25 protein-coding genes and 1 pseudogene are annotated in these 26,458 nt (G+C 59.2%); 11 read left to right on the top strand and 15 right to left on the bottom strand.

Annotation, left to right across the window (positions count from 1 at the left end; translation table 11 throughout):
* Positions 1-16 precede the first annotated feature (16 nt).
* From QD357_RS24395 to QD357_RS24380, 4 genes are all read right to left on the bottom strand, one after another.
* Positions 17-2,374, bottom strand: a complete 2,358-nt coding sequence (locus QD357_RS24395; protein ID WP_183939927.1) for an Orn/Lys/Arg decarboxylase N-terminal domain-containing protein — start codon at positions 2,372-2,374, stop codon at positions 17-19.
* 214 nt (positions 2,375-2,588) lie between these two features.
* Positions 2,589-2,891 carry a cytochrome b gene (locus QD357_RS24390; protein ID WP_414125227.1) on the bottom strand — a complete coding sequence of 101 codons (303 nt, stop codon included), beginning with the start codon at positions 2,889-2,891 and terminating at the stop codon, positions 2,589-2,591.
* Positions 2,813-3,121 carry a cytochrome b gene (locus QD357_RS24385; protein ID WP_414125207.1) on the bottom strand — a complete coding sequence of 103 codons (309 nt, stop codon included), beginning with the start codon at positions 3,119-3,121 and terminating at the stop codon, positions 2,813-2,815. The genes QD357_RS24390 and QD357_RS24385 overlap by 79 nt, the downstream gene beginning before the upstream one ends.
* A complete protein-coding gene (locus QD357_RS24380) occupies positions 3,102-3,578 on the bottom strand; it encodes a MarR family winged helix-turn-helix transcriptional regulator (RefSeq protein WP_183939931.1) in 477 nt (158 codons plus the stop codon). Before QD357_RS24380 ends, QD357_RS24385 begins: the two co-directional genes overlap by 20 nt.
* Before the next feature lie 97 nt (positions 3,579-3,675).
* Here QD357_RS24380 and QD357_RS24375 point away from each other — a divergent pair.
* Together QD357_RS24375 and QD357_RS24370 are read left to right on the top strand one after the other, a co-directional pair.
* A pseudogene (locus QD357_RS24375) lies at positions 3,676-4,038 on the top strand (antibiotic biosynthesis monooxygenase family protein).
* Between the two features lie 190 nt (positions 4,039-4,228).
* On the top strand, positions 4,229-4,516 hold the full coding sequence (locus QD357_RS24370; protein ID WP_414125206.1) for a hypothetical protein: 288 nt from the start codon (positions 4,229-4,231) through the stop codon (positions 4,514-4,516).
* An 80-nt stretch (positions 4,517-4,596) separates the two neighbouring features.
* Here QD357_RS24370 and QD357_RS24365 read toward each other — a convergent pair whose 3' ends face one another.
* Positions 4,597-4,803 (bottom strand): hypothetical protein, encoded by a 207-nt coding sequence (locus tag QD357_RS24365; RefSeq protein WP_183939936.1) that lies wholly within the window; start codon positions 4,801-4,803, stop codon positions 4,597-4,599.
* 318 nt (positions 4,804-5,121) lie between these two features.
* The gene (locus QD357_RS24360) at positions 5,122-6,759 is read right to left on the bottom strand and encodes an arylsulfatase (protein ID WP_414125205.1); all 1,638 of its coding nucleotides are present in this window, start codon (positions 6,757-6,759) and stop codon (positions 5,122-5,124) included.
* Positions 6,760-7,008: 249 nt separating this feature from the next.
* On the opposite strand from QD357_RS24360, the gene QD357_RS24355 reads away from it, so the two are divergent.
* Positions 7,009-8,520, top strand: coding sequence for a malonate--CoA ligase (locus QD357_RS24355; protein WP_414125204.1), 1,512 nt, complete (start codon positions 7,009-7,011; stop codon positions 8,518-8,520).
* 40 nt (positions 8,521-8,560) lie between these two features.
* On the opposite strand, the gene QD357_RS24350 is transcribed toward QD357_RS24355, so the two are convergent.
* Together QD357_RS24350 and QD357_RS24345 are read right to left on the bottom strand one after the other, a co-directional pair.
* A complete protein-coding gene (locus QD357_RS24350) occupies positions 8,561-10,093 on the bottom strand; it encodes an FAD-dependent oxidoreductase (RefSeq protein WP_414125203.1) in 1,533 nt (510 codons plus the stop codon).
* A gap of 179 nt (positions 10,094-10,272) precedes the next feature.
* Complete coding sequence (locus tag QD357_RS24345) at positions 10,273-11,187, bottom strand: LysR family transcriptional regulator (protein WP_414125202.1); 915 nt, start codon at positions 11,185-11,187, stop codon at positions 10,273-10,275.
* 124 nt (positions 11,188-11,311) lie between these two features.
* On the opposite strand from QD357_RS24345, the gene QD357_RS24340 reads away from it, so the two are divergent.
* Genes QD357_RS24340 through QD357_RS24330 form a run of 3 tightly spaced genes read left to right on the top strand, consistent with a single transcriptional unit; the run spans position 11,312 to position 14,991 of the window.
* Positions 11,312-12,610 carry an MFS transporter gene (locus QD357_RS24340; RefSeq protein ID WP_414125201.1) on the top strand — a complete coding sequence of 433 codons (1,299 nt, stop codon included), beginning with the start codon at positions 11,312-11,314 and terminating at the stop codon, positions 12,608-12,610.
* A gap of 21 nt (positions 12,611-12,631) precedes the next feature.
* Positions 12,632-13,726, top strand: a complete 1,095-nt coding sequence (locus tag QD357_RS24335) for a tartrate dehydrogenase (RefSeq protein ID WP_414125200.1) — start codon at positions 12,632-12,634, stop codon at positions 13,724-13,726.
* Positions 13,723-14,991: a glycerate kinase type-2 family protein gene (locus tag QD357_RS24330; protein ID WP_414125199.1), complete on the top strand. Its 1,269-nt coding sequence runs from the start codon at positions 13,723-13,725 to the stop codon at positions 14,989-14,991. Before QD357_RS24335 ends, QD357_RS24330 begins: the two co-directional genes overlap by 4 nt.
* 120 nt (positions 14,992-15,111) lie before the next feature.
* On the opposite strand, the gene QD357_RS24325 is transcribed toward QD357_RS24330, so the two are convergent.
* The 6 genes from QD357_RS24325 to QD357_RS24300 all read right to left on the bottom strand — a co-directional run bounded on the left by QD357_RS24325 (position 15,112) and on the right by QD357_RS24300 (position 20,871).
* Positions 15,112-15,696, bottom strand: a complete 585-nt coding sequence (locus QD357_RS24325) for an OmpA family protein (RefSeq protein ID WP_414125198.1) — start codon at positions 15,694-15,696, stop codon at positions 15,112-15,114.
* Between the two features lie 4 nt (positions 15,697-15,700).
* Positions 15,701-16,123: a hypothetical protein gene (locus QD357_RS24320; RefSeq protein WP_183939954.1), complete on the bottom strand. Its 423-nt coding sequence runs from the start codon at positions 16,121-16,123 to the stop codon at positions 15,701-15,703.
* A 317-nt stretch (positions 16,124-16,440) separates the two neighbouring features.
* Positions 16,441-17,556 carry a tryptophan 7-halogenase gene (locus QD357_RS24315; protein ID WP_414125197.1) on the bottom strand — a complete coding sequence of 372 codons (1,116 nt, stop codon included), beginning with the start codon at positions 17,554-17,556 and terminating at the stop codon, positions 16,441-16,443.
* 27 nt (positions 17,557-17,583) lie between these two features.
* Positions 17,584-19,491, bottom strand: a complete 1,908-nt coding sequence (locus QD357_RS24310) for a LodA/GoxA family CTQ-dependent oxidase (RefSeq protein WP_414125196.1) — start codon at positions 19,489-19,491, stop codon at positions 17,584-17,586.
* 313 nt (positions 19,492-19,804) lie between these two features.
* Positions 19,805-20,236: an ArsR/SmtB family transcription factor gene (locus QD357_RS24305; RefSeq protein WP_183939960.1), complete on the bottom strand. Its 432-nt coding sequence runs from the start codon at positions 20,234-20,236 to the stop codon at positions 19,805-19,807.
* Complete coding sequence (locus tag QD357_RS24300; protein ID WP_414125195.1) at positions 20,233-20,871, bottom strand: peroxiredoxin; 639 nt, start codon at positions 20,869-20,871, stop codon at positions 20,233-20,235. The genes QD357_RS24305 and QD357_RS24300 overlap by 4 nt, the downstream gene beginning before the upstream one ends.
* A gap of 128 nt (positions 20,872-20,999) precedes the next feature.
* Here QD357_RS24300 and QD357_RS24295 point away from each other — a divergent pair, with 128 nt between their 5' ends.
* From QD357_RS24295 to QD357_RS24280, 4 genes are read left to right on the top strand one after another with little or no spacing between them, the layout of a single operon-like run.
* Complete coding sequence (locus tag QD357_RS24295) at positions 21,000-21,938, top strand: MBL fold metallo-hydrolase (protein ID WP_183940064.1); 939 nt, start codon at positions 21,000-21,002, stop codon at positions 21,936-21,938.
* A 5-nt stretch (positions 21,939-21,943) separates the two neighbouring features.
* On the top strand, positions 21,944-22,375 hold the full coding sequence (locus QD357_RS24290; RefSeq protein WP_183939964.1) for a YeeE/YedE family protein: 432 nt from the start codon (positions 21,944-21,946) through the stop codon (positions 22,373-22,375).
* Positions 22,372-22,830 carry a DUF6691 family protein gene (locus QD357_RS24285; RefSeq protein WP_414125194.1) on the top strand — a complete coding sequence of 153 codons (459 nt, stop codon included), beginning with the start codon at positions 22,372-22,374 and terminating at the stop codon, positions 22,828-22,830. Before QD357_RS24290 ends, QD357_RS24285 begins: the two co-directional genes overlap by 4 nt.
* Before the next feature lie 3 nt (positions 22,831-22,833).
* Positions 22,834-23,625, top strand: a complete 792-nt coding sequence (locus QD357_RS24280) for a sulfite exporter TauE/SafE family protein (protein WP_414125193.1) — start codon at positions 22,834-22,836, stop codon at positions 23,623-23,625.
* 39 nt (positions 23,626-23,664) lie between these two features.
* Here QD357_RS24280 and QD357_RS24275 read toward each other — a convergent pair whose 3' ends face one another.
* A complete protein-coding gene (locus QD357_RS24275; protein ID WP_414125192.1) occupies positions 23,665-24,375 on the bottom strand; it encodes a DUF3313 domain-containing protein in 711 nt (236 codons plus the stop codon).
* A gap of 309 nt (positions 24,376-24,684) precedes the next feature.
* On the opposite strand from QD357_RS24275, the gene QD357_RS24270 reads away from it, so the two are divergent.
* Positions 24,685-26,376, top strand: coding sequence for a methyl-accepting chemotaxis protein (locus QD357_RS24270; protein ID WP_414125191.1), 1,692 nt, complete (start codon positions 24,685-24,687; stop codon positions 26,374-26,376).
* Positions 26,377-26,458 lie beyond the last annotated feature (82 nt).

Here is a 26,458-nt window from a genome sequence, read left to right as displayed (position 1 = left end):
ACCTGAACTTCCCAGCCTATTCCGCGACCACGTAGGTATAGAGCCGGATGCGGCCGGATGAATCGATTTCGCGATAGAGGCCCTGAATCTCGACCTCAAAGCCGGGGAAGGTGTTGAAGCAGGTTTCGAACATCTTGAGATAGTCGATCATGGGCTTAGCCTTTTCCGTCAAGCGCTCACCGGGCACGATGGTCGCAATACCCGGAGGATAGACCACGAAGGGCGTTGTTGCGATGCGGCCGGCAATGGCGTCGATCGGCAGATACTCCACATCGTTGCGCACCAGGCAGCGTGCGGCATCATGCGGCGACATGGCAAGCGGGGGCAGATGGTCGGCGGAAAACTGCTTTGTCTGAAGCGTGCTGACATCGGCTTGGCGGAAGAAATTATGCATGTCCGCGCAGAGATCGCGCAGCCGCACTCCCGCATAGCGGGCCGGCCGGCGACGGTAGAATTCCGGGATGACTTCCTCGAGCAGGGCGTTGTCGTCATGGAGTTTTTTGAAGGCGACGAGACCGCTGATCAAGGTGCCGGCTTTGCTGGCCTCCACGCCGGGGGTGAGGAGGAACAGCAGCGAATTGAGGTCGTTCTTTTCCGCAACGATGCGGTTTTCCCGCAGATATTGCGCGACTATGGGCGCCGGTATGCCGTGCTCGGTATATTTGCCGCTTTTCCGGTCGAAGCCGGGGGTGAGCAGGGTGAGCTTGTTCGGGTCGGTCATCGCGAAGCCCGACTCCATCCCTGAAAAGCCGTGCCATGCAGCGTCGGGGGTCAGGTGCCAGAAGGCGGGATTGGTGGCGAGCTGGTCGGTGGCGACGCTCTCCCACGCTACGTTATGCACCGCGCCGGGGCTGGACACATCCGGGATCGCTACCCGGTCCGGCACGAACGGCTCGAAGAACCAGCGGCGCTCCGGGCGATGCTCTTTTTCTTCGAATTCGCGGCGCACGGCGCGGATCTTCTTGCGCAGCTCGATGCCGAGGCGGATCGTGTCGTCCCAAAGCACTTCGCCCGAACGTCCCTTCATCATCTGCGCGCCGACGTCGAGCGAGGCAAACAGTGGATAGAAGGGCGAGGTCGAGGCGTGCTGCATGAAGCTTTCGTTGAAACGCCGGTGCTCCACGCGCCGTTTCTGGCCGGTGATATGCCGGTCCTTCATGTGGATCTGCGAGGCCTGCGAGAAGCTTGCCAGCTGCTTGTGCGTGGATTGCGTGGCGATGATACCCGGCGCGTCGGGGCCGAGGTTGGCAAGGCCCATGGCAAAGCGCCCGGCATAAAGCGGATGAAATTTCATAAAGCCGGCCCAAGCCTCATCGAAGAGGATGTAGTCGCAGAGATGCCCGATACGCTTTAGGATCATCTCCGCATTGTGAATGGTGCCGTCATAGGTGCATTGCTCCACCACCGCGACGCGGAACGGGCGCGGCTTCTTGTGGGCCTCGGGGTCTTTCACCAGCGGATGGGTGCGGATGCTCTCTCTGAGTGCCTCTTCGTCCATGGCCGCAAAATCCATTGGGCCGATCAGCCCGTACAGATTGCGTCTGGTCGGCAAATAAACCGGAATGCCGCCGGAGATCATCAGGGCGCCGTGGTGCGCTGCCTTGTGGTTGTTGCGGTCGAATAGCACGAGATCGCCGTCGGTGACGAGGGCGGAGAGCGCGACCTTGTTGGAGGTGGAGGTGCCGTTCAGGACGAAATAGGTCTTCTCGGCGCCAAAGATCTTGGCGGCTTCCTTCTGTGCGGCCAGTGCAGGTCCTTCGTGGGTCAGCAGGTCGCCGAGGTCGAGCACGGAATTGTCGAGATCGTCGCGAAACACCGCTTCGCCGAGATGCTCCATGAAGACCCGGCCGATCGGGCTGCGGCTGTAGAAAATACCACCATTGTGCCCGGGGCAGGTCCAGAGGTGGTTGCCTTCCTCGGCATAATCGACCAGCGCGCCGAAAAACGGCGTCTTCAGCGTCTCGGCATATTGCTTGAGCCGGCTGATAAGGCTCTTGGCGATGAAGGCCGGCGTTTCTTCGGAAAGGAAGACATAGCCATCGATGAAATCGAGGACTTCTACCGGCACATCCTCGAAGCGCTTGCGGCGGATCAGCAGAATGATCGGGAATTCGAGGCCGCGTCGTCGCATCAGGTTGATGAGGGAGGCCGTCTTGCCCTCGAGCCCCTTCTTACCCCAGTCGACCAGCATGCAGCCGATGGCGGCGTCCGTCTGGACGGCGATCTCCGCATCTTCGAGATTGCGCGCGCGCACCACCTCAAAGCCGGAGCGTTCGATCTCCTCGACGATCTGATTGTAGCGGGCGCCCTCCAGATCCTCGTTGTCGAAGGCTGGCGTCGCGAACAGAAAGTTGAAACGTCTGAAATAATCCATTGGGGTACCCGCTCTTGATCTGGGACGAGGTGTCGACGCATTTCATGACATGGATGTGACAGAATATCGAATGTCCGAAACACCCACAGAATGGCATTCTGCCATTTGTGTCGTCGGATGGTGCAGGTCCAGGTGCAGATCAACTCCCGGGATTGTTCACGGGATCGACGGGTGGTGCGCTGGCGCGCGTGGAAACAACGTCGATGCGAACCGGTCAGCCGCCATACCACATCCGCCGGAGGAGGCCATCGCCACGCGCGAACTGATGATAGAGAGCCGCTCCGATATGAATGGCKAGCAGCGCKAGAAGCAGCAGTGCGCCCAAGCCATGCGGTCCCCGCGGGGGATAGTTGGCAAAGTTCGGCAAAGCTTCGGCCTGTGCGCTAAAGATCACCGGTCCGGCGCCGCTCAGCACGATCATCCCGATGCCGCTGGCTATCACACCGACGACGATGACGTAAAAGGCAATGTGGACTGCGCGGGCGACCCGCTCCTGCCATAGCGGCGATCCGTCCATGGAAGAGGCTTCCGGTCGAATCGCCACCACCAGGCGATGCGGACGAGGGTGAGAAGGAGTACCGCGATTGCAATCGGGATGTGGAGACGAAGGATGCCGGCTTTGCTGGTCGCATCGATGACATTCGCTGCCCGGAAACCGGTGCCTAGCAACACCAGTATCAAAATGGCGCTCACCCAGTGAATGGAAACCGCCACCGTGCCGTAGCGGTCAACTCTGCTCTTCAACATCTCCGTGTCCATCTAATTTCTCGAGTAGAGCTGACATGACCCGGTGCATCGTTTCGATGTCTTCGAGCCGAAGCCCGTCCGACATCTCGTTGACCCAGGGTACCTGCAGGCTCATTGCGGCTTCATATGTCTGCTTGCCCTTGCTGCTCAGCACGACCAGTTGCGCCCGCCGATGATGCGGGTTGGGTTGGAACGAGACGAGCCCCTCTTTCTCGAGATCATTGACGATGCGTTGGACGTTCTGCCGGTTGGCGCCCATGTCGCGCGCAAGCCATGCAACTGGCTGCGGTCGGTCGGCAGCAATGATGCTACCGAGAACCTGCCATCGGGCAATGGTGAGGCCGAGGCTGGCAACCATCCTGTCACCTGACGCAAGAAGACGATTATTCAGCCTGAACAGATCAAGGAAAATTGAGGTCAGTGCGATTCCCTCAGGGGTTCGTTCCGTCTTATTCATGTGTCACCATGTAAGCAAATTGACATTATGATGTCAATCCACTATGTAGGTATCGTACCAACTTGACATCATGCAACTATATTGGATGGAGCTAGCAATGTCACACATGCACCCACTGGACCCGGCTTTCCCGATCGCCAGATCGCTTTCGACGTGTCACCCGTCATCTCGGTCAATATTTTCACGCTGGACCTCAAGGATGAGGATATCTTTCTCAAAGCGTGGCGGGACGACGCCCAATTTATGAAACGTCAGCCCCGTTTCATTTCGACCCAGCTTCATCGGGCCGTCGGCGAGAGCCCGACCTATCTCAACTATGCCGTCTGGGACACGATGGCCGACTTCCGGGCGGCATTCGCATCCGGAGTTCCGGGCGAAGCTCTCGGATTACCCGTCCTCKGCGAAGGCCTCTCCGCATCTGTTCCAGAAAGTTGCCGTTTCGGGCATCTGCGGCGCTTGAGCAAGCAGCGGGAACACTTCGCTGCGACCTTGTTCAAATTCTGGCCATCTCAAGCTCCCCGACGTTCATGGATGCTGGGTCAGCCGAAGCAACCAGTTCATGAGCATTATCAATGATGTCTCTTGAAGGGCACGCGCCGTTGTCATACCGGTGGCATGCCCAGAGATTAGGCATGCAAAAAGGAGGGCGCGTGAACGGACGCATTTTGCTCATCGCGGGGCTATTGGCTCTCATCTCAACATCGGTTTCAGCCGCTCGGCTAACCGGTCAATCGACGTTGGCCGAGTGGGAAAATAGTCGAGCAGACGATCGGATGGCTTTGGCAAAGCACATGCTTGCTAGAACTGCCGGACGAGACGTCGGCAAGACGGCGGAGCTGATGATGTGTATTGAGAAGGTCGCCCGCGATCCAGCGCATGCGAATATTCCTATCCGAAAGATCGCATCGCCCTGTCTGGTTTTGATCGGCGCCGAGTAGGCCTCGATACCTATCGAGAGTCGGAAAGTTCATGGTCTGGCTGAACCGTGTCGCCGTCGATGGCTGCGCAAATACGCGAGTCAGGGGCCATCGCGCGGGCGGTCTCGAATTATTCCCAACCACCGCAACAGCGTGGGCGCGTAGATGCATGTCGTAATGAATGCGGCGAGCATGATGAAGGCGATTCCCATCTGGACGATATTGTAGCGCAGCGTGCCCTCGGCGACGAACCAACCGGCGATAGCACCCGCTACCGCCAAGGGCAGACGGACAAGGATGGGAAACATGTCGACCTCCTCTCAAAGCAGCAGCAGGTTTTTCACGATCGGCGCAAGTTGCGGATACGGCAGCAAGAATGCGCCTACGGCCAACAGAGGCAATAGGGCGGGTAGGAGAATCGCCAGGACGTTCATCCTGCATGACCCGGAGATCGCTTTCAACATGCAGAAAAGGTGCCAGCAGTCTCATCGCGGCCCCTCGCCATCGCGAAGCTTCATGGGCATCCTCCGTCAATGTTTGGGAATAGGATGCATATGTGGATGGGCGAGGGGAGGACGCAACGGTAAATTCGATGCGCGGCCGGGGCCGCGCCATCAGGTCTTGGCTTACTGAGCGCTTGGGGTCTGCTGGAGGGACGACATCAGCGCCTCGATCATTTGGTCGATGCTGAAGCTGGCCGGGCGCTGGCTCGGCGGGTAATCCCGGAATGTCTGGAGGAACGACGCTACTCTCCAGATGCCGTACTGAACGAGATAGGCGTTCTTCACCAGCCAATCGTAATATTGGTCGGAGACCACGTCCGCGCGTTCGAAGGGATCCATGCGAAGGTTGAACACCTTTGGCACTCTGAGGCAGGTGAATGGATTGGCCCACACTTGCATGGCGCCCGGCGCGCGCTGCTCGCAGAAGACAATCTTCCAATTGTCGTAACGGTAGGACACCAGTTGTCCGTCATCATTGAAATAATAGAAATCATGCCGCTCTGACTTCGGTTCCTGCCCGGTCAGATAGGGGAGCTGATTGTAGCCATCGAGGTGAATCTTGAACTGGTTGCCACCAATCGACGCTCCCTTGAGAAGGCGGTCCTTGATGTCGGCGTCGCCGGCCGCAGCAAGCAGCGTCGGAAACCAGTCGAGGCCGGATACCATATCGTTGGAAGCGTCGCCGGCCTTGATGTGCCCCGGCCAGCGTATCAATGCGGGCACCCGGAAGGCGCCTTCCCAGTTGGTGTCCTTCTCGCTCCGGAAGGGTGTCGTTGCCGCGTCCGGCCATGAGAACTGGTTCGGCCCGTTGTCCGTCGTATCGAGCACGATCATATTGTCGGCGATATTCAGATCATCGAGGATCTTCAGAAGCTTGCCGACGTCGTTGTCATGCTCGATCATTGCGTCGGCATATTCGTTGCCTGGCATGCGGCTCTGGCCCCTGTATTCGGGCCGGACGTGAGTGACGAAGTGCATGTGGGTCGTGTTCATCCAAGTGAAGAACGGCTTGCCCTGCTTCACCTGCCGCTGCATGAAATCTATCGCGGCTGCGGTCGTCTCGTCGTCGATCGTCTCCATGCGCTTTGCTGTCAGCGCGCCGGTGTCTTCCACACGGCCGTCGGCAAAGGAGTGGATGACGCCACGGGGGGAGTTCGACTTCACGAACGCCTGGTCGTCCTTGGGATAATATGGCCGTTCGGGCTCCTCTTCAGCATTGAGGTGATAGAGGTTGCCGAAGAATTCGTCGAAGCCATGGTTCGTCGGCAGGAATTCGTTGCGGTCGCCGAGATGGTTCTTGCCGAACTGTCCGGTTGCGTAGCCGAGCGGCTTCGGGGCCTGTGCGATGGTAATGTCGCGAGGCTGGATGCCGACGGTTGCGCCGGGAATTCCAACTTTGCAGAGCCCCGTGCGCAAGCAGACCTGGCCGGTGATGAAGGTCGAGCGTCCTGCCGTACAACTGTTTTCGGCATAGTAGTCCGTGAACATCATGCCTTCTTTGGCGAGGCGGTCGATGTTCGGTGTCCGGTAGCCCATGACGCCAAAGGAATAGGCGCTGATATTCGTCTGGCCAATGTCATCGCCAAAGATGACAAGAATATTCGGTTTCGAGGGGGCGCCGTCAGACGGTTGCGCCGGCGCTTCGGTGGAAGGCGTCGCCTGCTGCGCGTGAAGGGAAGAGGCGGCGAGCGAAACTGAGCCAAGCGCCATTGCAAAAGCCGCGGTTGCGCCGAGGAGGCGTCGGGAGATGGTCCTGCTCATCGCATTCCCCCCGCCGTGTGATGGTCGTTCAACATTCCGGTCTCCTTTAGATCGGGCAGCGTCCGCCGCTGCCGGAATTGGATCATCGACCGGGCCACACTTCTCTCGAAAAACTTCCCGCGGAAGTACGTTACGGTAAATGCAGAGGTTGCGGACGTAACGGGATGCGTAAACGCGCGTGAGCTATTACATGTGCTGCTGTGATTTCGGATTAGCCTCCAACCAATTCCGCCTGAAGGAGACTTCCAAGTGAGCAACCATCTTTTTGACGCTATCCGTGAGAATGCGAAGCCGGATGCCGTCTTCATCGAGACGGCGGACGGGAGGGTTTGGCACTATCGCGACGTGATCGCACAGTCGGCGCGGCTGGCAGCAACCCTGGTGGCGATGGGCGTCAGGCCGGATGACCGGGTTGCGGTGCAAGTCGAGAAGAGCCCGGAGGTCTTGCTGCTCTATCTCGCCTGCGTCAGGGCAGGCGCCGTCTATCTTCCCCTCAACACCGCCTATACGTTCGCCGAACTCGACTACTTCATCGGCGATGCCGAGCCCCGGCTGGTCGTGGTTTCTCCGAAAACCCGCGAGGGACTGGAGCCCGTCGCGGCGCGATACGGTGCTCGTCTCGAAACCCTCGATGAGGCGGGTGGCGGCTCGCTGATGGCGGCGCTGACGGAGGATACGGCCGAGTTCGTGGACGTCGCTCGTGGTCCGGACGACCTTGCGGCGATCCTCTATACATCGGGCACGACGGGCCGTTCGAAAGGCGCGATGCTGACCCATGACAATCTCCTGTCCAATGCCGTGACGCTGCGGGATCATTGGCGTTTCAGCAGTACCGATAGGCTGATCCACGCGCTGCCGATCTTCCATACGCACGGCCTGTTCGTCGCATCGAACGTCACCCTGCTCGCCGGCGCCTCGATGTATCTGCTGCCCAAGTTCGATGCGGACGAAGTGTTGCGGCTGATGCCTAAGGCAACGGTTCTGATGGGGGTTCCGACCTTCTACGTTCGGCTGGTGCAGCACCCCGGCCTGAATGCCGACGTAACCTCGGCAATGCGGCTCTTTATATCGGGATCGGCGCCGCTCCTTGCCGAGACGCACAGGCTGTTTTCCGAAAGGACGGGCCATGCGATCCTCGAGCGTTACGGCATGACCGAGACCAATATGAATACTTCGAACCCCTATGACGGGGACCGCGTGGCCGGCACGGTCGGTTTCCCTTTGCCCGGCGTTTCCCTGCGCGTCACGCAGCCCGAAACGGGAACTCCCCTTGCGGATGGCGAGACGGGCATGATCGAAGTGAAGGGGCCGAATGTCTTCAAGGGTTACTGGCGGATGCCGGAGAAAACCAAAGCCGAGTTCCGCGACGACGGCTTCTTCATCACCGGCGATCTCGGCAAGATCGACGAGCGCGGATATGTGCACATCGTCGGCCGGAGCAAGGACCTCGTCATTTCCGGCGGATACAACATCTATCCGAAAGAAATTGAGAGCGAGATCGATCAGTTGCCTGGCGTCGTCGAGAGCGCCGTCATCGGCGTGCCGCATCCCGATCTCGGAGAGGGCCTGACCGCAGTTATCGTCCGGGAGCTGGGCGCGACGATCGACGAGACGGCCGTGCTGGAAGGGCTGCGAGATCGACTTGCGCGATACAAGCAGCCAAAGCGCGTCATCATCGTCGACGAGCTGCCGCGCAACACCATGGGCAAGGTGCAGAAAAACGTGCTGCGCGACACTTATTCGGGACTTTTTCAGGCGTGAAACCGGAACTTGTGCCGGCGCGGTATAATCCCATCCCGCTCTACGCCTTGCCTTGCTCCATCGCCAGTTCGGCTTGCAGGCTTTCGGTATCGCGGAAGATGGTGGCAACCGCCAGGACGCGTCCGCCGCGCTTGAAGCGCAGGAGACAGTCCTTTGCGGCAATGTCGCCTTCGACCTCGATTGTGTCCCATCCCTCGGCGTGGCCGACATAGTTGATCGGAATGTCGTAATGCTGGCTCCAGAAGAACGGCACATCCGTAAACTTCGTCCTGTGTCCGAGCATGTTGAGCGCCGCGGCAGCGCCCTGCCTCTCAGCTACCACCCAGTGCTCCACCCTGATGTTCTCGCCGCTGTGAGGGTCGGGCCATCGTGCGATATCGCCGGCAGCGTATATCCCCGGCACGCTGGTCTCGAGATAGGCATCGACCAGGACGCCCCGGTCGGTGGCAAGACCGGCGGCTTCTGCGAGATCGATCCGCGGCCGCACACCGATGCCGGCAACGACCAAGTCAGCGGCAAGGGTGCTGCCGCTGGTCAGCACGACATCGTTCGCGCCGATACTTGCAGCGGTGTCCTTAAGGTGGAAGATGACGCCGTTTTTCTCATGCAGGGCGCGAATGAAGTCGCCCATTTGCGGGCCGAGCACTCTTTCCATCGGCCGTTCCTCGGGCGCCACCACATGCACTTCGATACCGCGGGTCCGGAGAGAGGCGGCAACCTCGAGGCCAATGAAGCTGGCGCCGAGCACGACGGCGGACCGCGCTGCACTGCTTTGCGCGATGATGCTGCGGCTGTCGGCAAGCGAGCGCAGCGTGCGGACGTGAGGCTGGTCGGCGCCGGGTATGGTCAGGCGCACCGGTTCGGCACCGGTCGCGAGCAGCAATTTATCGAAGGAGACCTTTTCCCCATCGGCGAGCACGACCTCGCGGGCACGGACATCGATGCCGGCGACCTTGGTTCCGAGACGCAGGTCGATGTTGTTCTTGGCATAAAAGGCTTCCTTGCGCAGTGGGATCCAGTCTTCGGGAGCCTTGCCTGCGAGATAATCCTTCGAAAGGTTGGGTCGATCGACGGGCGGTGCCTCGTCGTCGCTGATCATGACGATGGCGCCCTGATACTGTTCACGTCGCAATCTCTCGGCTGCCGCAAAACCGGCCGCGCCACCGCCGATGAGGACGATCTTTTCCGGAGGCGGCCCGGCATCGCCTTGGCGCGGGGCAGGCGACGGGTTCTTGCGCTTCTCGCCAACAAAAATCTTTCCGCCGCGCTGCTCGACCGACCAGCAAGCGAGCGGCGATAGCGCAGGCGCGCGCAGGGCCCCACCGGTGCGCAGGTCGAAGCAGGCGTGATGCCAGGGACAGCGGACGCTGTCGTCAGCCACGAGGCCATCGACCAGCGGCCCACCATAGTGCGAACAGGTGGCAGCAACGGCGAATATCTCTGCTCCGCGGCGCACCAGAAGCACAGGTTCGCCGTCGCGATGGCCGACCAGCTTGCCGCCATCGGGAAGATCGGTGAGTGCAATGCCGAGGGCCAGATCGGGTCCGCTCGGGTCTGAATGGTTACCGGCCATTTTCTCCTCCTCAAAGGCCTGCCGGTGTCATCCCTTGCGGCGCTCGGTTGCCCGGCAGGAAGCGTCGCTGCAATTCTCCGCTATTCCAACTCTGAGGCAAATGAATTTGTTCGGCAGAATTTTGCGACGGAGCCAGTGGCTGGCGCTTTCGCGGCACAAACGGGCTTCAGCGACCAAAATTAAGCGAGTTCCGAATATCTTTTGATGTTGTTTTCCAGAAGGTCGAGCAGCAAGTCCCGGGTTGGATCTCGAACAGCCTTCATCCAGGCTACGGCGAGTGGGAGTTTCTCCAAGCGCGTGCCTGCGCGGTCCGCCAGCGGCACAAATGTCACGCCTTGAACGGCGAGTTTTGATGTCCATCGGGGGACAATTGCCGATCCAATTCCCGCGGCGACGAGGTTCACGATGGTCTGCTTTTCATCAGCGACCTGCGCGATCCGTGGGCGCACTTCCAGTTCGGAGAACAGCGTCATCGTCAGATCGTGGCTATGCGGCCTGGAACGCCGTTCGGGGACGATGAGCGGTTCGTCGCGGAGATCTGCTATTGTGATTTCGGCTTTCGAAGCCAGATGATTTGTCGAAGCTACGGCGACGACGGCGGTTTCGTGGAAGAGCGGCCTGATCACAAGGCTGCGGCTTAGCCCATCGCGCGGGCGGATCAGGGCTATATCCAGCCGACCGGCAAGCAGTTTCGGGATGAGTCTGATCGACTTGTCTTCCACAAGTTGGGTCACTGCATGGGGAGCAATTTCGCGGAAATCGTGAAGCAGCATCGGAACCAGGCCGGCAGCCGCACTATCGATCGCACCAATTCTGAGAAGCGGAGTCGATTTGCGCCCGGCCGCTCGAAACTTCTCTGCCACGGAGTCCAAACGCGCAAGGATTGGCTTCACCTCCTCGAGCAGGAGGGCGCCTTCTTCGGTCAGAGAAACGCTTCGGGTCGTCCGGTTGAAAAGTGCCGCACCCAATGACTCTTCGAGCATGCGAATGTGGCGGCCAAAGGAGGCGGGGAGAATCCCAAGCTTTTGGGCTGCCCGACCGAAGTGAAGCTCTTCAGCGACTGCAACGAAGCATCTGATCTGTTCAAGTTCCATCTGCGGGCCATTATATCAAATAATTATATAATTATCTGGCTGTTCATCGTTTGCAAGGGAGCATTTAGCCTTATTGAACAGCGCGAGAGGACGCGCTTGTTTCAAACACAGGGAGGAGCTTGCAATGGAGCGCGAGCTGGAAACGCGCGTGGTGCGCAAGATTACGTGGCGCATCGTGCCATTCATCATGGTTCTTTATCTTATCGCGTTCATCGACCGCGTGAACATTGGGTTCGCCTCCCTGACGATGAATCAGGATCTGGGATTTTCGTCGACTGTTTTTGGTGTCGGCGCCGGCATCTTCTTTCTCGGCTATTTCATCTTCGAAGTGCCTTCGAACCTAATCTTGAACAAGGTCGGAGCGCGCATCTGGATTGCCCGCGTGATGATCACCTGGGGCCTCGTCTCCGGTGCAATGGCTCTCGTTCAGGGCGCGACAAGTTTCTATGCATTGCGCTTCCTTCTGGGAGTGGCCGAGGCCGGCTTTTTCCCGGGCATAATTCTGTATCTGAGCTATTGGTTTCCGGCCCGTCGCCGCGCTGCAGTGACGGCGATGTTCATGGCCGCCGCCCCGCTTTCCACGGCGATTGGTTCCCCGATCTCCGGTGCACTTCTTGAGATGCACGGTGTCTGGGGCCCGGCAGGCTGGCAGTGGATGTTTATCATCGAAGCCATTCCCGCCCTTATCTTTGGCGTGGTTGTATTCTTTTATCTGACGGACCGCCCGGAAAAGGCCAATTGGCTCTCCGCCGACGAGCGCGCTTGGCTCGTCAAAACGATGGAAGACGAGCAGGCCGGAAAGCCGAAAACCAGCCATAGCATTTGGGCAGGATTGGCCGACGTCCGGGTTCTCGCGCTCTCGCTCGTCTATTTTGGGACATCCGCCGGCCTTTACACGCTTGGCATCTGGGCACCGCAGATTATCAAGAGCTTTGGCTTGTCGTCATTTCAGGTCGGATTGATCAATGCAGTTCCTGCTATTTTCGCAGTCATCGGCATGGTCCTCTGGGCTCGTCATTCGGACAAGACTGGCGAGCGTACCTGGCATGTTGTCGGAGCCTGCCTGCTTGCTGCAGCGGGCCTTGCGTTTGCGACTGGCGCAACCAGCGTTTTTGCGGTGTTGATGGCGCTGACACTGGTAAACATCGGTATTAGCGCATCGAAGCCACCGCTCTGGAGCATGCCAACGCTTTTCCTAACCGGACCTGCCGCCGCGGCAGGCATTGCAACGATCAACTCGATCGGCAACCTCGGTGGCTTCGTCGGTCCATCGATGATCGGCTGGATCAAGGACGCGACCGGAAGCTTTGCAGGTGGCCTCTATTTCGTCGCAGCACTTCTGCTGGTCTCCGCCACCGTCACTTTGATCCTGGCGCGCAGCAGTGCGCGGAATCCGCAAGCCAAAGCATCAGCCCAACACTGACTATCAAAACGGAGAATGACTATGCGTGAATATAAGATCGCAGCGATTCCTGCAGATGGGATCGGCCCGGAAGTGATCGCGGCCGGCCTACAGGTTCTCGATGCTCTCGCAGCCCGCAGCGGCGACTTCAAGATCCATTCCGAAACCTTCGACTGGGGTTCCGACTATTACAAGAAGCATGGCGTCATGATGCCGGCCAATGGTCTGGAGACGCTGAAGAAGTTCGATGCCATCTATTTCGGCGCAGTCGGTGCTCCTGATGTTCCGGACCACATTACCCTCTGGGGCCTGCGTCTGCCGATCTGCCAGGGCTTCGACCAATACGCCAACGTTCGTCCGACCAAAATCCTGCCTGGAATTACCCCGCCGCTGCGCAATTGCGGACCGGGCGATCTTGACTGGGTCATCGTGCGCGAAAACTCCGAAGGCGAATATTCAGGCCATGGCGGCCGTGCCCATAGGGGCCTGCCGGAAGAGGTGGGAACGGAAGTAGCGATCTTCACCCGCGTTGGCGTCACCCGCATCATGCGGTATGCCTTCAAGCTGGCACAGTCGCGGCCTCGCAAGCTGCTCACCGTCGTCACGAAGTCCAATGCACAACGTCATGGCATGGTGATGTGGGACGAGATCGCGGCTGAGGTATCGAAGGAATTCCCGGACGTTACCTGGGACAAGATGCTGGTTGATGCGATGACCGTGCGCATGACCCTGAAGCCGCAGAGCCTCGATACGATCGTCGCCACCAACCTGCATGCCGACATTCTGTCGGACCTTGCCGGCGCGCTTGCCGGTTCTCTCGGCGTCGCGCCTACTGGCAATATCGATCCGGAGCGGCGTTTCCCATCCATGTTCGAACCGATCCACGGCTCGGCCTTCGACATCACCGGCAAGGGCATCGCCAATCCGGTCGCCACCTTCTGGACGGCAGCGCAGATGCTCGAACATCTTGGTGAGCGGGATGCCGCCACGCGGCTGATGAACGCCGTCGAACGGGTGACTGCAGCCGGCGTTCTCACCCCGGACGTCGGGGGTAGTGCAACCACGCAACAGGTCACCGATGCGGTCTGCGACGCTATCGCAGGCTCAAACATCCTGAAAGTAGTGGCTGCGCGATGAGCTGGGACGACGCGTCTGCTAGCAGCCTGCTGCGTCGAATGTTCGACGCAGCGATTGCAAGTGCAGATCCGATGAAGGTTGTCGCGCAGCATCTTCCGGAAAAACCCAGGGGACGCTGTGTCGTCGTCGGGGCGGGTAAGGCATCTGCAGCGATGGCTGCGGCGTTAGACGCCGCTTGGCAAGACGTCGAACTGAGCGGGGTGGTCGTAACGCGTTACGGCCATGCTGTGTCTGCGGGACGCATCGAGATTATCGAGGCGGCGCACCCTGTTCCTGATGAGATGAGCATACTGGGTGCGCAGCGGCTATTGGATGGTGTCAAAGGGCTAGGCCCGGACGATCTCGTCATCGCGCTGATCTCGGGAGGTGGATCCTCGCTTGCCGTCGCCCCGGCTGGAGACATKACCCTTGCGGATAAAAGAGCAGTCAATCAAGCGCTGCTCGCCAGCGGTGCCAACATTTCCGAAATGAATACCGTTCGCAAACAGCTTTCCCGCATCAAGGGTGGCCGTTTGGCGCAGGCCGCTTATCCGGCACGCGTCGTCACCCTCTTGATTTCCGATGTGCCTGGTGACGATCCCTCCGAGATCGCATCCGGCCCAACGGTTACAACAAGATCTACGCTTGATGATGCCAGGGAGATAGTTGCTCGTTACAAGCTGGCGCTTCCGGCAACGGCAAGAGATGTGCTCGGGCGCGGGGCAATAACGATGCCGGCGGAGCCGATGAATAGCGAGGTTAGACTTATTGCCTCGCCATCCATGGCTTTGGAGGCGGCCGCCAATGTTGCAGCAACAAGCGGGCTTCGAATAGTCGACTTGGGCGACGCGCTCCAAGGGGAAGCGAAGGAGGCTGGGACGCTGTTGGCCGGTATTGCAGCGTCCGTCCGATCACGGGGGCGGCCGGTTGCCCGACCTGCGATTATCCTATCCGGTGGGGAGACGTCCGTGACGCTTGGATCCGGATCAACCGGGCGTGGAGGCAGGAATACTGAGTTCCTGTTAAGCCTCGCGATTGCGTTGAACGGGATGGATCGCGTCTGGGCGATCGCTGGCGATACCGATGGGATCGACGGTGTCGAGGACGCGGCCGGTGCAATCATAAATCCGTCGACCCTGTCGCGCATATCAAATGCAGGCATTTCACCGCGTTTGGCACTTTCGAACCACGACAGCTATCGGGCTTTCAGCGCGATCGATGACCTCGTCGTCACTGGCCCAACCCTCACAAACGTCAATGACATTCGCGCCATACTGGTTGGATAACTCCAGTTTCGCAGGTAGGTATGTCGAAGTCAGCAGGATAGGCGCCCGGAGCGGCGGGTTTCAACATGATGCTCCGGACGCAGGCGATGATGCCGCAGATTGCGGCATACGCTTCAGGCTTCACTTTTTCTGAGTGAACACGCCGAGATTGACGAGTTGTACGCGTCTGTTGTTGGCGGCGTCGGTTTTGGAACCCTCGATCGGAAAAGCCTCGCCAACACCGACGGCGTAGAGCCGCTGTGGGTCGACGGCGAACGTCGTCGCCAGCGCTTCCTTGATCGCGACCGCGCGCTGTTGACTGAGGTCGAGATTATGTTTCTCGTCACCGGTCGAGCTCGCATGACCGATCACCAGAAATTTGTAGGCCCAGAGGTTGGGATGGTGCAGCGCGTCGGCGAGCATCCCAAGGGTCCGATAGGATTTCGGTTCGATGGCAACGGAATCGTTTTCGAAGTTGATCTCGACGACCATCTGCGGAAGTTTGGCGATCTTGCTCCAGTTGGGAAGCGCCGACATCTGTTTGCCCGTGCCGCTGATAGCCTCCAGGCGCAACAGTTCGACATCGATCACCGGGGCCGCGGCTTTGAGCTTGCCAAGGCCCGAAATGATCCGCTGTTGAGATACGTCCTGGGCGAATGAAATGCCGGCTGGCAACAGGCCAATGGCGGCGAGAACTGCTAGTGTCTTGAAGGAACGCCGTAGCATCGTCTTACCTCCAACCTGCATCGGTAATTGCGTTGTTGCACTTGTTGCTGACCAGCTTTGTACCTTTGATCAGACAGGCAAGTATGTATCCGTCACCCTTGACGCCTTTGCAGCGCATGGCGATGTCGCCTCTGCAGGCGTCGCTATAGGCACTTTGTGCCTGCTCGCGCTGAGTGATGGATTGAACGACGCTGGTGACCGAGGATTTGCAGGTCGGCGATACCTTGGCCGCATTCTGTTCGAGGCAGTCGGCGATACGCCCGCCACCAAGGTTCAAGCCTTTGCAAAATTTGCGGATATCGGCTCCGCAATCGTCCGCCAGTTTTGTGACCGCATCCGCATAGCTCATGGTCTCGGCCTGCAGCAGTCCTGCATGAGAAACGCAGGCAAGCATAACAGCCGCGAAAAGATTACTGCTCCTCGACATTCTTGGCCCCCCGTTGAGATCGGTACGCCGGGGTCGGCGTATCGGCGGCGCGCACCGTGCCTTAAACCTCAAGTGCGAGGAAGTATGTTACGGTAAAGCCGATCCGGACACGTCTGCATTGCGCGCTCGAGACTGATTTGCACGCGATACAGTCGAAGGCGCTTCATTTGCCAAATTGTTCAGTCAGCCCCAATTGCCCATCTTTGCGGGCGAGGGAAGTGTGTAAAATACCGTAAAATACGGCTTTCCATGATTTCTCTTTGTTTTTTGATCGGCAGAAGTCTCCCACGTTACATGCAGCTCAATCGACTGGGTCTTCAGGTTTCGATCAGCGTTGTCTCCGCTTGGTGTCGCCTGCGCCAAAAGGGCTGATCAGGCCATCGCGATTCCAGGGCGTACCAGGCGGCCAAGTGCTCGCGATAGGCATCGACGACCCGGGCCATGGTTTGCACATAGTCCGCAAAGGCGTCCGTGTCGCCGGCCAAGCCTCTTCTCACAGCGCGAACGGCCATAAGCCCAGAGTAAAGCGCGTTGAGCAGGCCCTGTGAAGACAATGGGTCGCATGCCAAGGCGGCGTCACCCACGGCCAGCCAGCCGGGGCCGGCGGCGGCCTCCATCCAACTGCTATGCGCCGCGCAATATCCGGCGTGGCCGATAGGCTGGAATCCCACCGTTGACAAAAGGGAGGCCAGATCGGTTTGCCTGCGAGCGCGGGCCAGCAGGTTTTCAACTCCAGCCAACTCCTTCGCGACGGGCAAATCTGCATCCGTATGGAATGCCAGAACTCTTCGACCACTCGGTAGGGGCGCGGTGTACCACCAGCCGCCCGGCTCGGCGATGGTGACGGTCACGCCGGCATCTCCCGATGATATGCCGCGGCACCAACAACAGGCCAGACGATCGCCCAGCCGGTGGTGGTGTCCCAGCATTTTGGCCAAGGGCGCAGTGCGCCCACCGGCATCGACCAGGAACCGAGAGCCGACGGTGAGACGACGGCCATGCCGGAGCAGCGTCAGTTGCCATCCGTCGGCGGTCGAAACCAAGTCTACCGCTTGGGCTGGCGCCACCAAAGCCGCGCCCCGGTCAGTGGCGCTCCGACGCAGCCAGGCGTCGAAGCGCGCGCGATCCAGATGCCATCCCGGTCCGTCAGGATCGCGGATGCTGTCAGCCCATATCGCTTGCGGCCCGCCCCAAACACTGCGCGTCCCGTAGCATGGGACATGGCCTTGGTTCTGGAAGTCCTCCCACAATCCCATATCCTGGAGCAGCCGCCGGGTGGCGGCCGGAAGAGACTCCCCGATGCGGGCTACGGGTTGCACCCTGTCATCCATCTCGGCCCGATCGACCAGAAGCGTTTGATGAAACGGGGCGAGCAGGAGGGCGGTGGCCGCCCCGGCTGGCCCGGCCCCAACCACCACCACATCGGCCGTCAAATCCGTCGCCACAGCGGTCTCGGCCGCTCAACGATGCAGCGATCGGGGCAGGCGGCGCACCTTATCGATGGTGGACAGGTCGGTGATACCGGCGTCGGCATCGGCCGTCCTCTTCAGCAGCATGGCACCACCGATAGGCTGATGGCGATCCAGCACCTCCATGACCGTGGGGAAGTCACCATTGGAAGGACCCGGCCGACTTTCCACCACGCCCAAATGATCGAAGTGCGCAATCATGTTGTTGATCTGGGTGACATAGGAGGCGTTGAGATCCAGGGGCGCATCCCAGTCGGCGCGGCGGGCGAAAGCGGCTTGCCGCTCCGCCAAAGGACGCTCTACGTCCATGACGATATCGTAATCCTGACGGGTCAGCACCTGATTGGGAACTCGAGCAGGCCAGAAGGTCGGCACGTAGGGATCGTAGGTCTTGTCATAGCCGGATCGGCAGCTTGCGGTGTCGCATTGCCAAGGCACAGCCATCCATCGGCTGATGCCCCCCGGCACTTGCGGTCCCAGGCAGCCGTTAGGCGCCGCGGCCGCGGCATAGGTCAGCGTCATCCCATAATCGGGTTCTACCCAACCGGCAGGCGCATGAGCGAAGCGGAACGGTGCACGGTACATGGTGAGTTCCCGCACAGGCCAGGTCATCTCGCAACCGGGATGGAAGGCGTCGGCCAGGCAGAAATCCAGCGCTGCTTTGGTCAAGCAGTCGCCTTGTGCGGCCACCGGTACATCCTCGATCAGGCGCGGGACGGATCTGGCGGGATCATAATCGGCATCGAAGTCACCGGCCGCCCATTGCCGCAATTGCGACAATTGCAGGTTTGTCAGGCTGCTGTTCTGACGAGGTGATAGCGCCGGCGGCACGTTCATGGCGTCGCCATAGAGCCAAGGCCAGGGCACGGGCGACCAGCTATCGACCGTGTCGTTCCGGTCCAGACTGCCAGTTCGGAATTGATTGGCGATAACCTTGCGCCATTCCGCGTTCGCCGGATCGGGCGATGCCAGTCGAGCGACGGTGGCTGGGGTGAGATCAAAGAGGCCCTTCCAGCCGAAACCGGCGGCGAACCCCTCGTTTACCCATTGCAGGCCAGCCAGCCGCTCGAAGATCGGCAGGATATCGTTGGTAAAGGATGGGCGTTTGGGCTTGGTCAGCCAGTGATTCTGTACCGCAAGATCACGCATCAGATCCCACATCGTACGAACGGACTTGCGGCATGGGCCGTAGTTGGGAGGTGCCACCACCACCCAAGCAGGCTCCACCGGCAGCACCTTCCCGGCCAAGTTCACCTTAGCCGTAACAGGCCCATCGGCGACGTCGTCATACCATGTGTCGTTGTTGGCGAAGGTCACCGCGATGGTGTCGGTATAGGAGGCGGACACGCCATGCCCGCCCAGAACCAGCAACCGCCCGGCCTCGTCTGTTAGGACCGACCCGAGATAGACGGGAATGCCCATGAAGGTGCCATCGTCGAACCGCTGTTCGGGCCGGCTGCCTCCGGAAATGGTGCATGGTGCAGGCGTGATTGCCAGCGCCTTGCGATCCGCGATTAGCGGATTGCGCAAGGTGGTCGGTGTCGAGCCCGGTGCCGATGCTTCAGGAATATCGAGTGCCAGTTGAAAACCGTACCAGGCAGCCTTCGTATTGGCCAGTTGCACGGTCCACGCGATGTCGGCTTCCGCGTCGGTCAATTCCCGAACGATCGTTCCCGCGGCGTTGAGACCATAGACACGGAAACGCGCCGCCTCGCGCTTTAGTGCGCCTGTGTGATCACGATATGAGCCCGGGGGAAGTGGCAAGGGATCGGGAACCTCTGGTCCTATGTACCATTCAGTCAAGCTGTTTCCGACACGCGCAATGCCGATGGATGGATAAATCGCGGCTTTGACGATGACCTCGTCCAGCGCCCCATTGTCTGCAGCAACCTTTTCCACTTGCCGTTCCTCCGGTTTGCACCCCGTATCGCCGCCTGTGAATTGGACGGCGATTTCTGTGGCGAGTATCATAGATTAAAATACATCTCAGAGTTTGCAATTTAAATCGATCGTCCACCGATGCCCAAGTCATAAACCGTCAACAAATACCTCTGAACTTGTCGTGCGACGGGCCAATATCGTGCCATTCATGTGCAAGTGTCGCTGGGTCAGTCAGACCGATCCCGGCTTTCCGCCCGGCTCGACCTATCCAACCAACAAGCAGCTCATTCAGGGCTTTTAGGCGAATGACAGTGTGGAGTCCGCACCGATATCAATCGGCGTCTTCGAGCCGCGCCCAGCGCGCTACCTCTCCGAGAACGCTCGCCCCGACGGCTCTTTCCGAGGGGAGGGCCATCGGGTCGTCGGCATCGCCTTCCGCATTTGTCGCTGGCGCCACGCCGCAGAACAGTTGCATGAGCATCTGCATGACGACCGCGACGCGGCCATCGGTGATGGAGTAGTAGATCTGTCGCGATTCACGGCGAGTCTTAACGACACCCGCCTGGCGAAGTTCGGCAAGTTGTTGGGAGAGCGCTGGCTGCTTGAATTCGAGTTCTTCCTGAATCTCGCCGACCGAGCATTCCTTCTGCGCGATGCGGCAGAGAAGCATCAGCCGGCTCGGTGTGCTGAACAGGCGCATGAAGTCTGCGGCTTCCTCCGCCTTGACCTTCAAAGCTTCGGGGGAAAGGGCTATCTCGTTCATGAGCGCTGCTCCCGGTGGTACCAGGTTTCGCCCGGCGCCGTTTTCTCGGCGTCGCCCAAGGATGATGATGCCGGTTCGAGCAGCGCATCGCCAGGCTTCCAGCCTTCCGGCGTGAGCGCGCTTTTCTGATCCGACGTCTGCAGGGCTTCGACCAGCCGCAAGAGTTCCTCGACCGAGCGTCCAATATTCATAGGATACCAAACGATGGCCCGGATGATGCCATCAGGATCGATTGCGTATGTGGCGCGGACGGTGCCGCTGTTCTCGGACGACGTGTCCAGCATGCCGTAGGCCTTGGCGATCACCATCGCCGAATCCTCGATCAGCGGGAACGCCACCTTGACGTTGAATGTGCGATCGATGTCGCGCAGCCAGGCAACGTGCGAATAGACGCTGTCGACCGACAGGCCAAGAAGCGCGCAGTTCAGCTTGGAAAACCGCTCTTGGGCGCGGGCGAAAGCGATGAGTTCGCTGGTGCAGACGGAGGTGAAGTCCGCCGGGTGCGAAAAGAACAGAAGCCATTGCCCGCGATAGTTCGAGAGGGCGACCTCGCCGGACGTGGATCGGGCAATGAAACCCGGGGCCTTATCGTTGATCCGCAGGGTCGGCCCTCCATCCGTATTTACTGTTTCCATCGCCAACCCTTTCCGTCGAACAGCCGATGTTCGTCTATAGCGAATGTTCAGTTTCGCGACCATTGAAAATACATAGTTGTATATTTAATGTAAATATGTATGTTGTAGCCAATAGACAGGAGAAGGCTATGTCCGACCTCGAAGTTGACAAGAATCTTTCGAATGCTTCCGGGATAATCCGCCAGGCGGCTGAAAATCCGGCCAAACGCCCTGATATGCGGTCGTTTTTTGATCCGGCGACCTTCACCGTCAGCCATGTCGTGCGCGATCCCAGCTCGAAGGCCTGCGCGATCATTGACAGCGTTCTGGATTTTGACCCTGCATCCGGACGCACGATGAATACCTCATCTCGCGCTCTGATCGATTACGCAAAATCCGAAAGTCTCGAGGTTCAGTGGTTGCTTGAAACGCATGCGCATGCCGATCACCTTTCGGCAGCACCACTTCTGCAAGCCGAACTCGGCGGTCAGCTCGCGATCGGTCGCGAGATCATTCGTGTTCAGGAGGTTTTCGGCAAGATCTTCAACGCCGGAACCGAGTTCCAGAGGGACGGCAGCCAGTTCGATCAGCTCTTCCAGGATGGCGATCGTTTCAAGATCGGCAATCTGGAAGCGACGGTTCTTCATGTGCCTGGTCACACTCCGGCTTGTCTGGCCTATGTCATTGGCGATGCTGTTTTTCCCGGCGACACGTTGTTCATGCCGGACTACGGCACGGCGCGTTGCGACTTCCCAGGTGGCGATGCCCGCACACTCTATCGCTCCATCAGGCGCTTAACCCAGCTTCCGGACGAGGCGCGCATGTTCATGTGCCATGACTATAAGGCGCCAGGTCGCGACGACTATGCCTGGGAGACGACGGTGGGTGCTCAACGAAACGGCAATATACATGCGCGTGAAGGCGTGACTGAAGACGAGTTCGTCAAGATGCGCAACGAGCGCGATGCCACCCTGGCGATGCCTAAACTGATCCTGCCCTCGGTGCAGGTGAACATGCGCGGAGGTAAGCTTCCTCCCGCCGAGGATAACGGAGTCCAGTATCTGAAGATTCCGGTGAACATGCTGTGATCGCCATGTCTGAGCTGAACTATATCTGGCCGCTGAGCGGCGGCTTTCTGATCGGCCTTGCGGCGGCCCTGTACCTGTTACTGAACGGCCGCGTCGCCGGAATATCCGGCTTGGCCGCCTCCGCCTTCGGATGGACGGGCGGCGGCATCAGCCCTCTGGGCATCGGGTTCCTGGGCGGGATACTCGGTGGCGCCGGGATCGCGTTTGCCTATATCCGGCACGCCGATCTGATGGTGACATCTTCGCCAGTGCTTTTGATTGCCGGCGGGTTGCTGGTCGGCTTCGGCACACGGCTTGGATCGGGCTGCACCAGCGGCCACGGCGTCTGCGGCTTGGCACGGCTGTCGCCGCGTTCGATCCTCGCGACACTCACCTTCATGGCCATCGCAGCGGCGACCGTCTACGTCACTCGTCATCTGATGGGAGGCCAGCTATGACCGGCCGAATTCTTGCGTCGATCTTTTGCGGGATTCTGTTCGGCATCGGACTGGTGATCTCCGACATGGTCAACCCGGCGCGCGTGCTGGCTTTCCTCGATATCGCCGGTGCCTGGGACCCGTCGCTTGCCTTCGTCCTCGGAGGTGCCTTGATCCCATCGTCGATCGCCTATGCGATCAAACGCCACCGCTCCCGTCCGCTGTTCGATACCGAATTCCACGTTCCGGCAAGTCGTACGATCGACGGCAAGCTCGTCTCCGGTGCTGCTCTGTTCGGTCTTGGCTGGGGTCTGGTCGGGCTTTGTCCCGGTCCTGCCATCGCATCGCTTCTCACCGGTCGTTGGGAGATCGTGCTTTTCACCGCGGCAATGCTCGTCGGCATGTTTACCTATCGGATCGCCTCAAATCAGCGTTTCGCCTCGCCCGCGCMTAATCGCGGCGGGTCGGGAGCGTAAGCCATGATGCTCGATACGATGCAATATGGCCTTGGCGCATTTTCCGGGGGACTAGTCGGTTTTACGCTCGGCCTGTTCGGGGGCGGCGGCTCGATTCTGGCCGTTCCGCTGATGGTCTATGTTGTCGGTGTCCCAAACGCTCATCTCGCTATAGGGACAAGTGCCTTTGCCGTCGCCGCCAATGCCTTCACCAATCTTGTGGGTCATGCCAGGCTCGGCAATGTCAAATGGCGCTGCGCAGGCGTCTACAGCGTTGCGGGCATTATCGGCGCTTTCCTTGGATCGAGCATCGGCAAGATGGTCGACGGGCAGAAGCTGCTAGTTCTCTTTGCCCTTCTGATGCTCGTCGTCGGCACCCTTATGTTCCGAACGCGCGGAGCGGAAGGCAATCCTGGCGTTCAGTGTTCACGCAAGAATGCGCCCAAGGTCGTCAGCTTCGGCGGCCTCACGGGCATCTTCTCCGGCTTCTTCGGGATCGGCGGCGGTTTCTTGATCGTTCCCGGCTTGATCGCCTCGACGGGCATGCCGATCCTCTACGCCATCGGCTCATCCCTTGTCGCGGTGACGGCGTTCGGGCTGACGACGGCCTTGAACTACGCCTTCTCCGGATACGTCGATCTGGTCCTGGCCGCCGTCTTCATTGCGGGCGGCGTGATCGGCGGACTGCTTGGCGCCTATTTCGCCCGACATCTTTCCACGCGCAAGGGCGTCTTGAACACCCTGTTCGCCACCTTAATCTTCGTGGTAGCGGTCTACATGCTCTATCGTAGCCTCAGCCCGGGCGGCGTTGCGTGATGTCGAACAGCGACTTGGACGCCAACGTCAGGGTTCAGATCACGAGCGGTTCAATTCAGCCAGCAGTGCATCCGCTCCCTTGCTGATGCCTACCATCGAGGCATCCAGCGACGTCCAGCCTGTACGAAGATTCATGGCGGAGGGATACTGTTTCGCCACATAGGCCGCCAGCAGCTTGTTTGTCTGGGCGTCATAGATTTCAACGGCATAGTTTACCGAACCGGAGAACATGCCTTCCTTGCCTCGGGCCGCTTGTACGGCGTTGTAAGGTCCGCCCATAAGATCGACCTTGGTCACGGCACCAACAACGGGAGTGGTCGTTTTCGCGCCTGCCAAAGTAAGACGAATTCGGATCGTCTGCGGCGCCTTAGCTGCAACAAGCGAAAATCGTGTCGATAGACGCTTTTCAAATTCCTGCTGCATAAATTTCGCGAGAAACTGTCTATCTCCTTCGGACATCGTGCCGAACTGGTTGTCGGATCCGCGGTAGATAACGACTGGTTCGATGATCGCGCTTCTATAGGTGTTCCACGCGACCGGACTGCGATAGCTATATGGAATGCGGCCGCTGCTGTCGTCCATATTCGGTTTGAGGCTAAGCCGTGAATCGAGACCGAGATAGGGAACAGGCTGGGCGGATTGGCAACTCGCCACCGAAGCGGCAACAAAAATCAAAGATACGAAACGACTGGGAAAATTCACGATGTCCTCATGGGTGTATGGCGACGGCAAATGGCTGCCGGCCACCATAGGCAAGCGCGTGTTTCGCTGTTTGATTTGATGTTAAGAGATGTTTCTCTCGAGCTCTTTGGCGGTCACAGCCCCCGCTAACCGCATCAGCGATTCTCTCAGGCAGTTAAACGGGCAGCGACTGGCCTGACGGATAGATGAAGGGAAATATCCTTGGTTTAATACGCCTAAGACAAACTTCCGTAATAGTTGCGGATACAAGCAATATGCAAGAATAATAATCCAATTTAATACTAATTAAACCTTCCGTACGAATATTTACATTGCGGCTTTCAATCGGAGCTGGAAGCAATTTGAGGAAGGATGATCATGACTATTCTAGGCCGTGGTGCGAATGCTGTCTCGGTTCTTGCTGCGCTTTCAAAATCGCAAGCCATGATCGAATTCGACTTGACGGGCAAAATCCTTACCGCGAACGAGAATTTCTGCCGCGCGCTTGGCTACGATCTCCGCGAGATTGTCGGCAAACACCACAGCATGTTCGTTGATCCAGCTTATGCTTCCTCTGAGGAATACAAGGCCTTCTGGACGAAACTGTCGGCCGGCAATTTCGATCAGCGTCAGTACAGGCGCATCGCCAAGGGCGGGCGGGAAGTCTGGATCGAGGCATCCTACAATCCCGTTTTTCGTCGCGGAAAACCGGTCAAGGTCGTCAAGATCGCGACCGATATCACGGCTCAAAAGCTGAAGTCGGCAGAAGATGCGGGCAAGATCAACGCTCTTTCGAGAGCACAGGCAATCATTGAATTCACGCCGACCGGTGAGGTGTTGACCGCAAACGATAACTTCCTGTCCGCGCTCGGATATTCCCTTGTTGAAATCCAGGGAAAACATCATTCCATGTTTTGCGATCCCGCCTATGCGGCGTCAGCCGCCTATAAGGAGTTCTGGAGGAAGCTTGCAAACGGTGAGCTGTTTGCGGACGAGTTCACGCGCATCGGCAAAGGTGGCCGAAAGGTTTTCATCCAGGCGTCCTACAACCCGATCTTCGATCTGAATGGCAAGGTCTTCAAGGTCGTTAAATTCGCGACCGATGTGACGGGCCGCGTCGAAAACGTCGAGCAGCTCGCTCAATGCCTGACCAATCTCGCGGATGGGGATTTGTCGCAGCGAATGGAGAAGCCCTTCATCCCGTCGCTGGAGCGTCTGCGGACAGACTTCAATGGCGCATCCGGCAAGCTGAAGGATGCGATGGGAATTATCGCTCAAAATGCCAAGGCGATTTCAGCCGGTTCAAACGAGATCCGGACTGCCGCAGACAATCTGGCAAAACGAACCGAACAGCAGGCAGCATCTGTCGAAGAGACGGCTGCGGCGCTGGAAGAGATCACAACGACCGTCAAGGATTCGAGCCGTCGTGCGGAAGAGGCCGGCAGGCTGGTCACCCGGACGCGGGATCATGCCGAGCATTCCGGCCAGGTGGTTCGCGATGCCGTTACGGCCATGGGCCAGATTGAAAGCTCTTCCCGCGAAATCTCCAACATCATCGGCGTGATCGATGAGATCGCCTTCCAGACAAATCTTTTGGCACTGAACGCCGGTGTCGAAGCTGCAAGAGCCGGCGAAGCGGGCAAGGGCTTTGCCGTTGTGGCACAGGAAGTCCGCGAGCTTGCGCAGAGATCGGCGACTGCGGCCAAGGAAATCAAAAGCCTGATCACCGCGTCAGGCACCCACGTCGGAAATGGCGTCACTCTTGTTACCAAGGCCGGTGCGGCTCTGGAGGAAATCGCCTCTCAGGTAGGAGAGATCAACGCCAATGTATCCGCGATCGTCGACGCGGCGCGCGAACAATCGACGGCGCTTGGCGAAATCAACCAGGCTGTGAACACGGTTGACCAGAGCACGCAACAGAATGCGGCAATGGTCGAAGAACAGACGGCCGCCAGCCACGGCTTGGCCCGCGAGGCCGCTGCCCTGTTCGAATTGCTCGAGCAATTCCGCTTCGATGATGTTTCAAGACATGGAAATACGTCGGTTCAAAAGGGAAGGGCTGCGGCCTAAGAGTCGAAACTATTGGCTACGGCAGGCATCAACGCCAGGTGATTTGGGATCTGCGAGAGAGCAGATCCCGTTTTTTCAGCCA

This window comes from Rhizobium sp. BR 317 (assembly GCF_047445835.1).
GTDB lineage: Bacteria > Pseudomonadota > Alphaproteobacteria > Rhizobiales > Rhizobiaceae > Rhizobium > Rhizobium paranaense.
This window is presented reverse-complemented; position numbering and strand designations above follow the sequence as displayed.

What these genes read in the sequence shown, in the direction of transcription:
- QD357_RS24395 (WP_183939927.1), bottom strand. Translation starts at nt 2,374, where the DNA reads ATGGATTATTTCAGACGTTTCAACTTTCTGTTCGCGACGCCAGCCTTC.
- QD357_RS24295 (WP_183940064.1), top strand. Translation starts at nt 21,000, where the DNA reads ATGTCCGACCTCGAAGTTGACAAGAATCTTTCGAATGCTTCCGGGATA.
- QD357_RS24380 (WP_183939931.1), bottom strand. Translation starts at nt 3,578, where the DNA reads ATGAATAAGACGGAACGAACCCCTGAGGGAATCGCACTGACCTCAATT.
- QD357_RS24280 (WP_414125193.1), top strand. Translation starts at nt 22,834, where the DNA reads ATGATGCTCGATACGATGCAATATGGCCTTGGCGCATTTTCCGGGGGA.
- QD357_RS24325 (WP_414125198.1), bottom strand. Translation starts at nt 15,696, where the DNA reads ATGCTACGGCGTTCCTTCAAGACACTAGCAGTTCTCGCCGCCATTGGC.
- QD357_RS24270 (WP_414125191.1), top strand. Translation starts at nt 24,685, where the DNA reads ATGACTATTCTAGGCCGTGGTGCGAATGCTGTCTCGGTTCTTGCTGCG.
- QD357_RS24365 (WP_183939936.1), bottom strand. Translation starts at nt 4,803, where the DNA reads ATGTTTCCCATCCTTGTCCGTCTGCCCTTGGCGGTAGCGGGTGCTATC.
- QD357_RS24320 (WP_183939954.1), bottom strand. Translation starts at nt 16,123, where the DNA reads ATGTCGAGGAGCAGTAATCTTTTCGCGGCTGTTATGCTTGCCTGCGTT.
- QD357_RS24350 (WP_414125203.1), bottom strand. Translation starts at nt 10,093, where the DNA reads ATGGCCGGTAACCATTCAGACCCGAGCGGACCCGATCTGGCCCTCGGC.
- QD357_RS24340 (WP_414125201.1), top strand. Translation starts at nt 11,312, where the DNA reads ATGGAGCGCGAGCTGGAAACGCGCGTGGTGCGCAAGATTACGTGGCGC.
- QD357_RS24360 (WP_414125205.1), bottom strand. Translation starts at nt 6,759, where the DNA reads ATGAGCAGGACCATCTCCCGACGCCTCCTCGGCGCAACCGCGGCTTTT.
- QD357_RS24335 (WP_414125200.1), top strand. Translation starts at nt 12,632, where the DNA reads ATGCGTGAATATAAGATCGCAGCGATTCCTGCAGATGGGATCGGCCCG.
- QD357_RS24305 (WP_183939960.1), bottom strand. Translation starts at nt 20,236, where the DNA reads ATGAACGAGATAGCCCTTTCCCCCGAAGCTTTGAAGGTCAAGGCGGAG.
- QD357_RS24290 (WP_183939964.1), top strand. Translation starts at nt 21,944, where the DNA reads ATGTCTGAGCTGAACTATATCTGGCCGCTGAGCGGCGGCTTTCTGATC.
- QD357_RS24385 (WP_414125207.1), bottom strand. Translation starts at nt 3,121, where the DNA reads ATGTTGAAGAGCAGAGTTGACCGCTACGGCACGGTGGCGGTTTCCATT.
- QD357_RS24300 (WP_414125195.1), bottom strand. Translation starts at nt 20,871, where the DNA reads ATGGAAACAGTAAATACGGATGGAGGGCCGACCCTGCGGATCAACGAT.
- QD357_RS24275 (WP_414125192.1), bottom strand. Translation starts at nt 24,375, where the DNA reads ATGGTGGCCGGCAGCCATTTGCCGTCGCCATACACCCATGAGGACATC.
- QD357_RS24345 (WP_414125202.1), bottom strand. Translation starts at nt 11,187, where the DNA reads ATGGAACTTGAACAGATCAGATGCTTCGTTGCAGTCGCTGAAGAGCTT.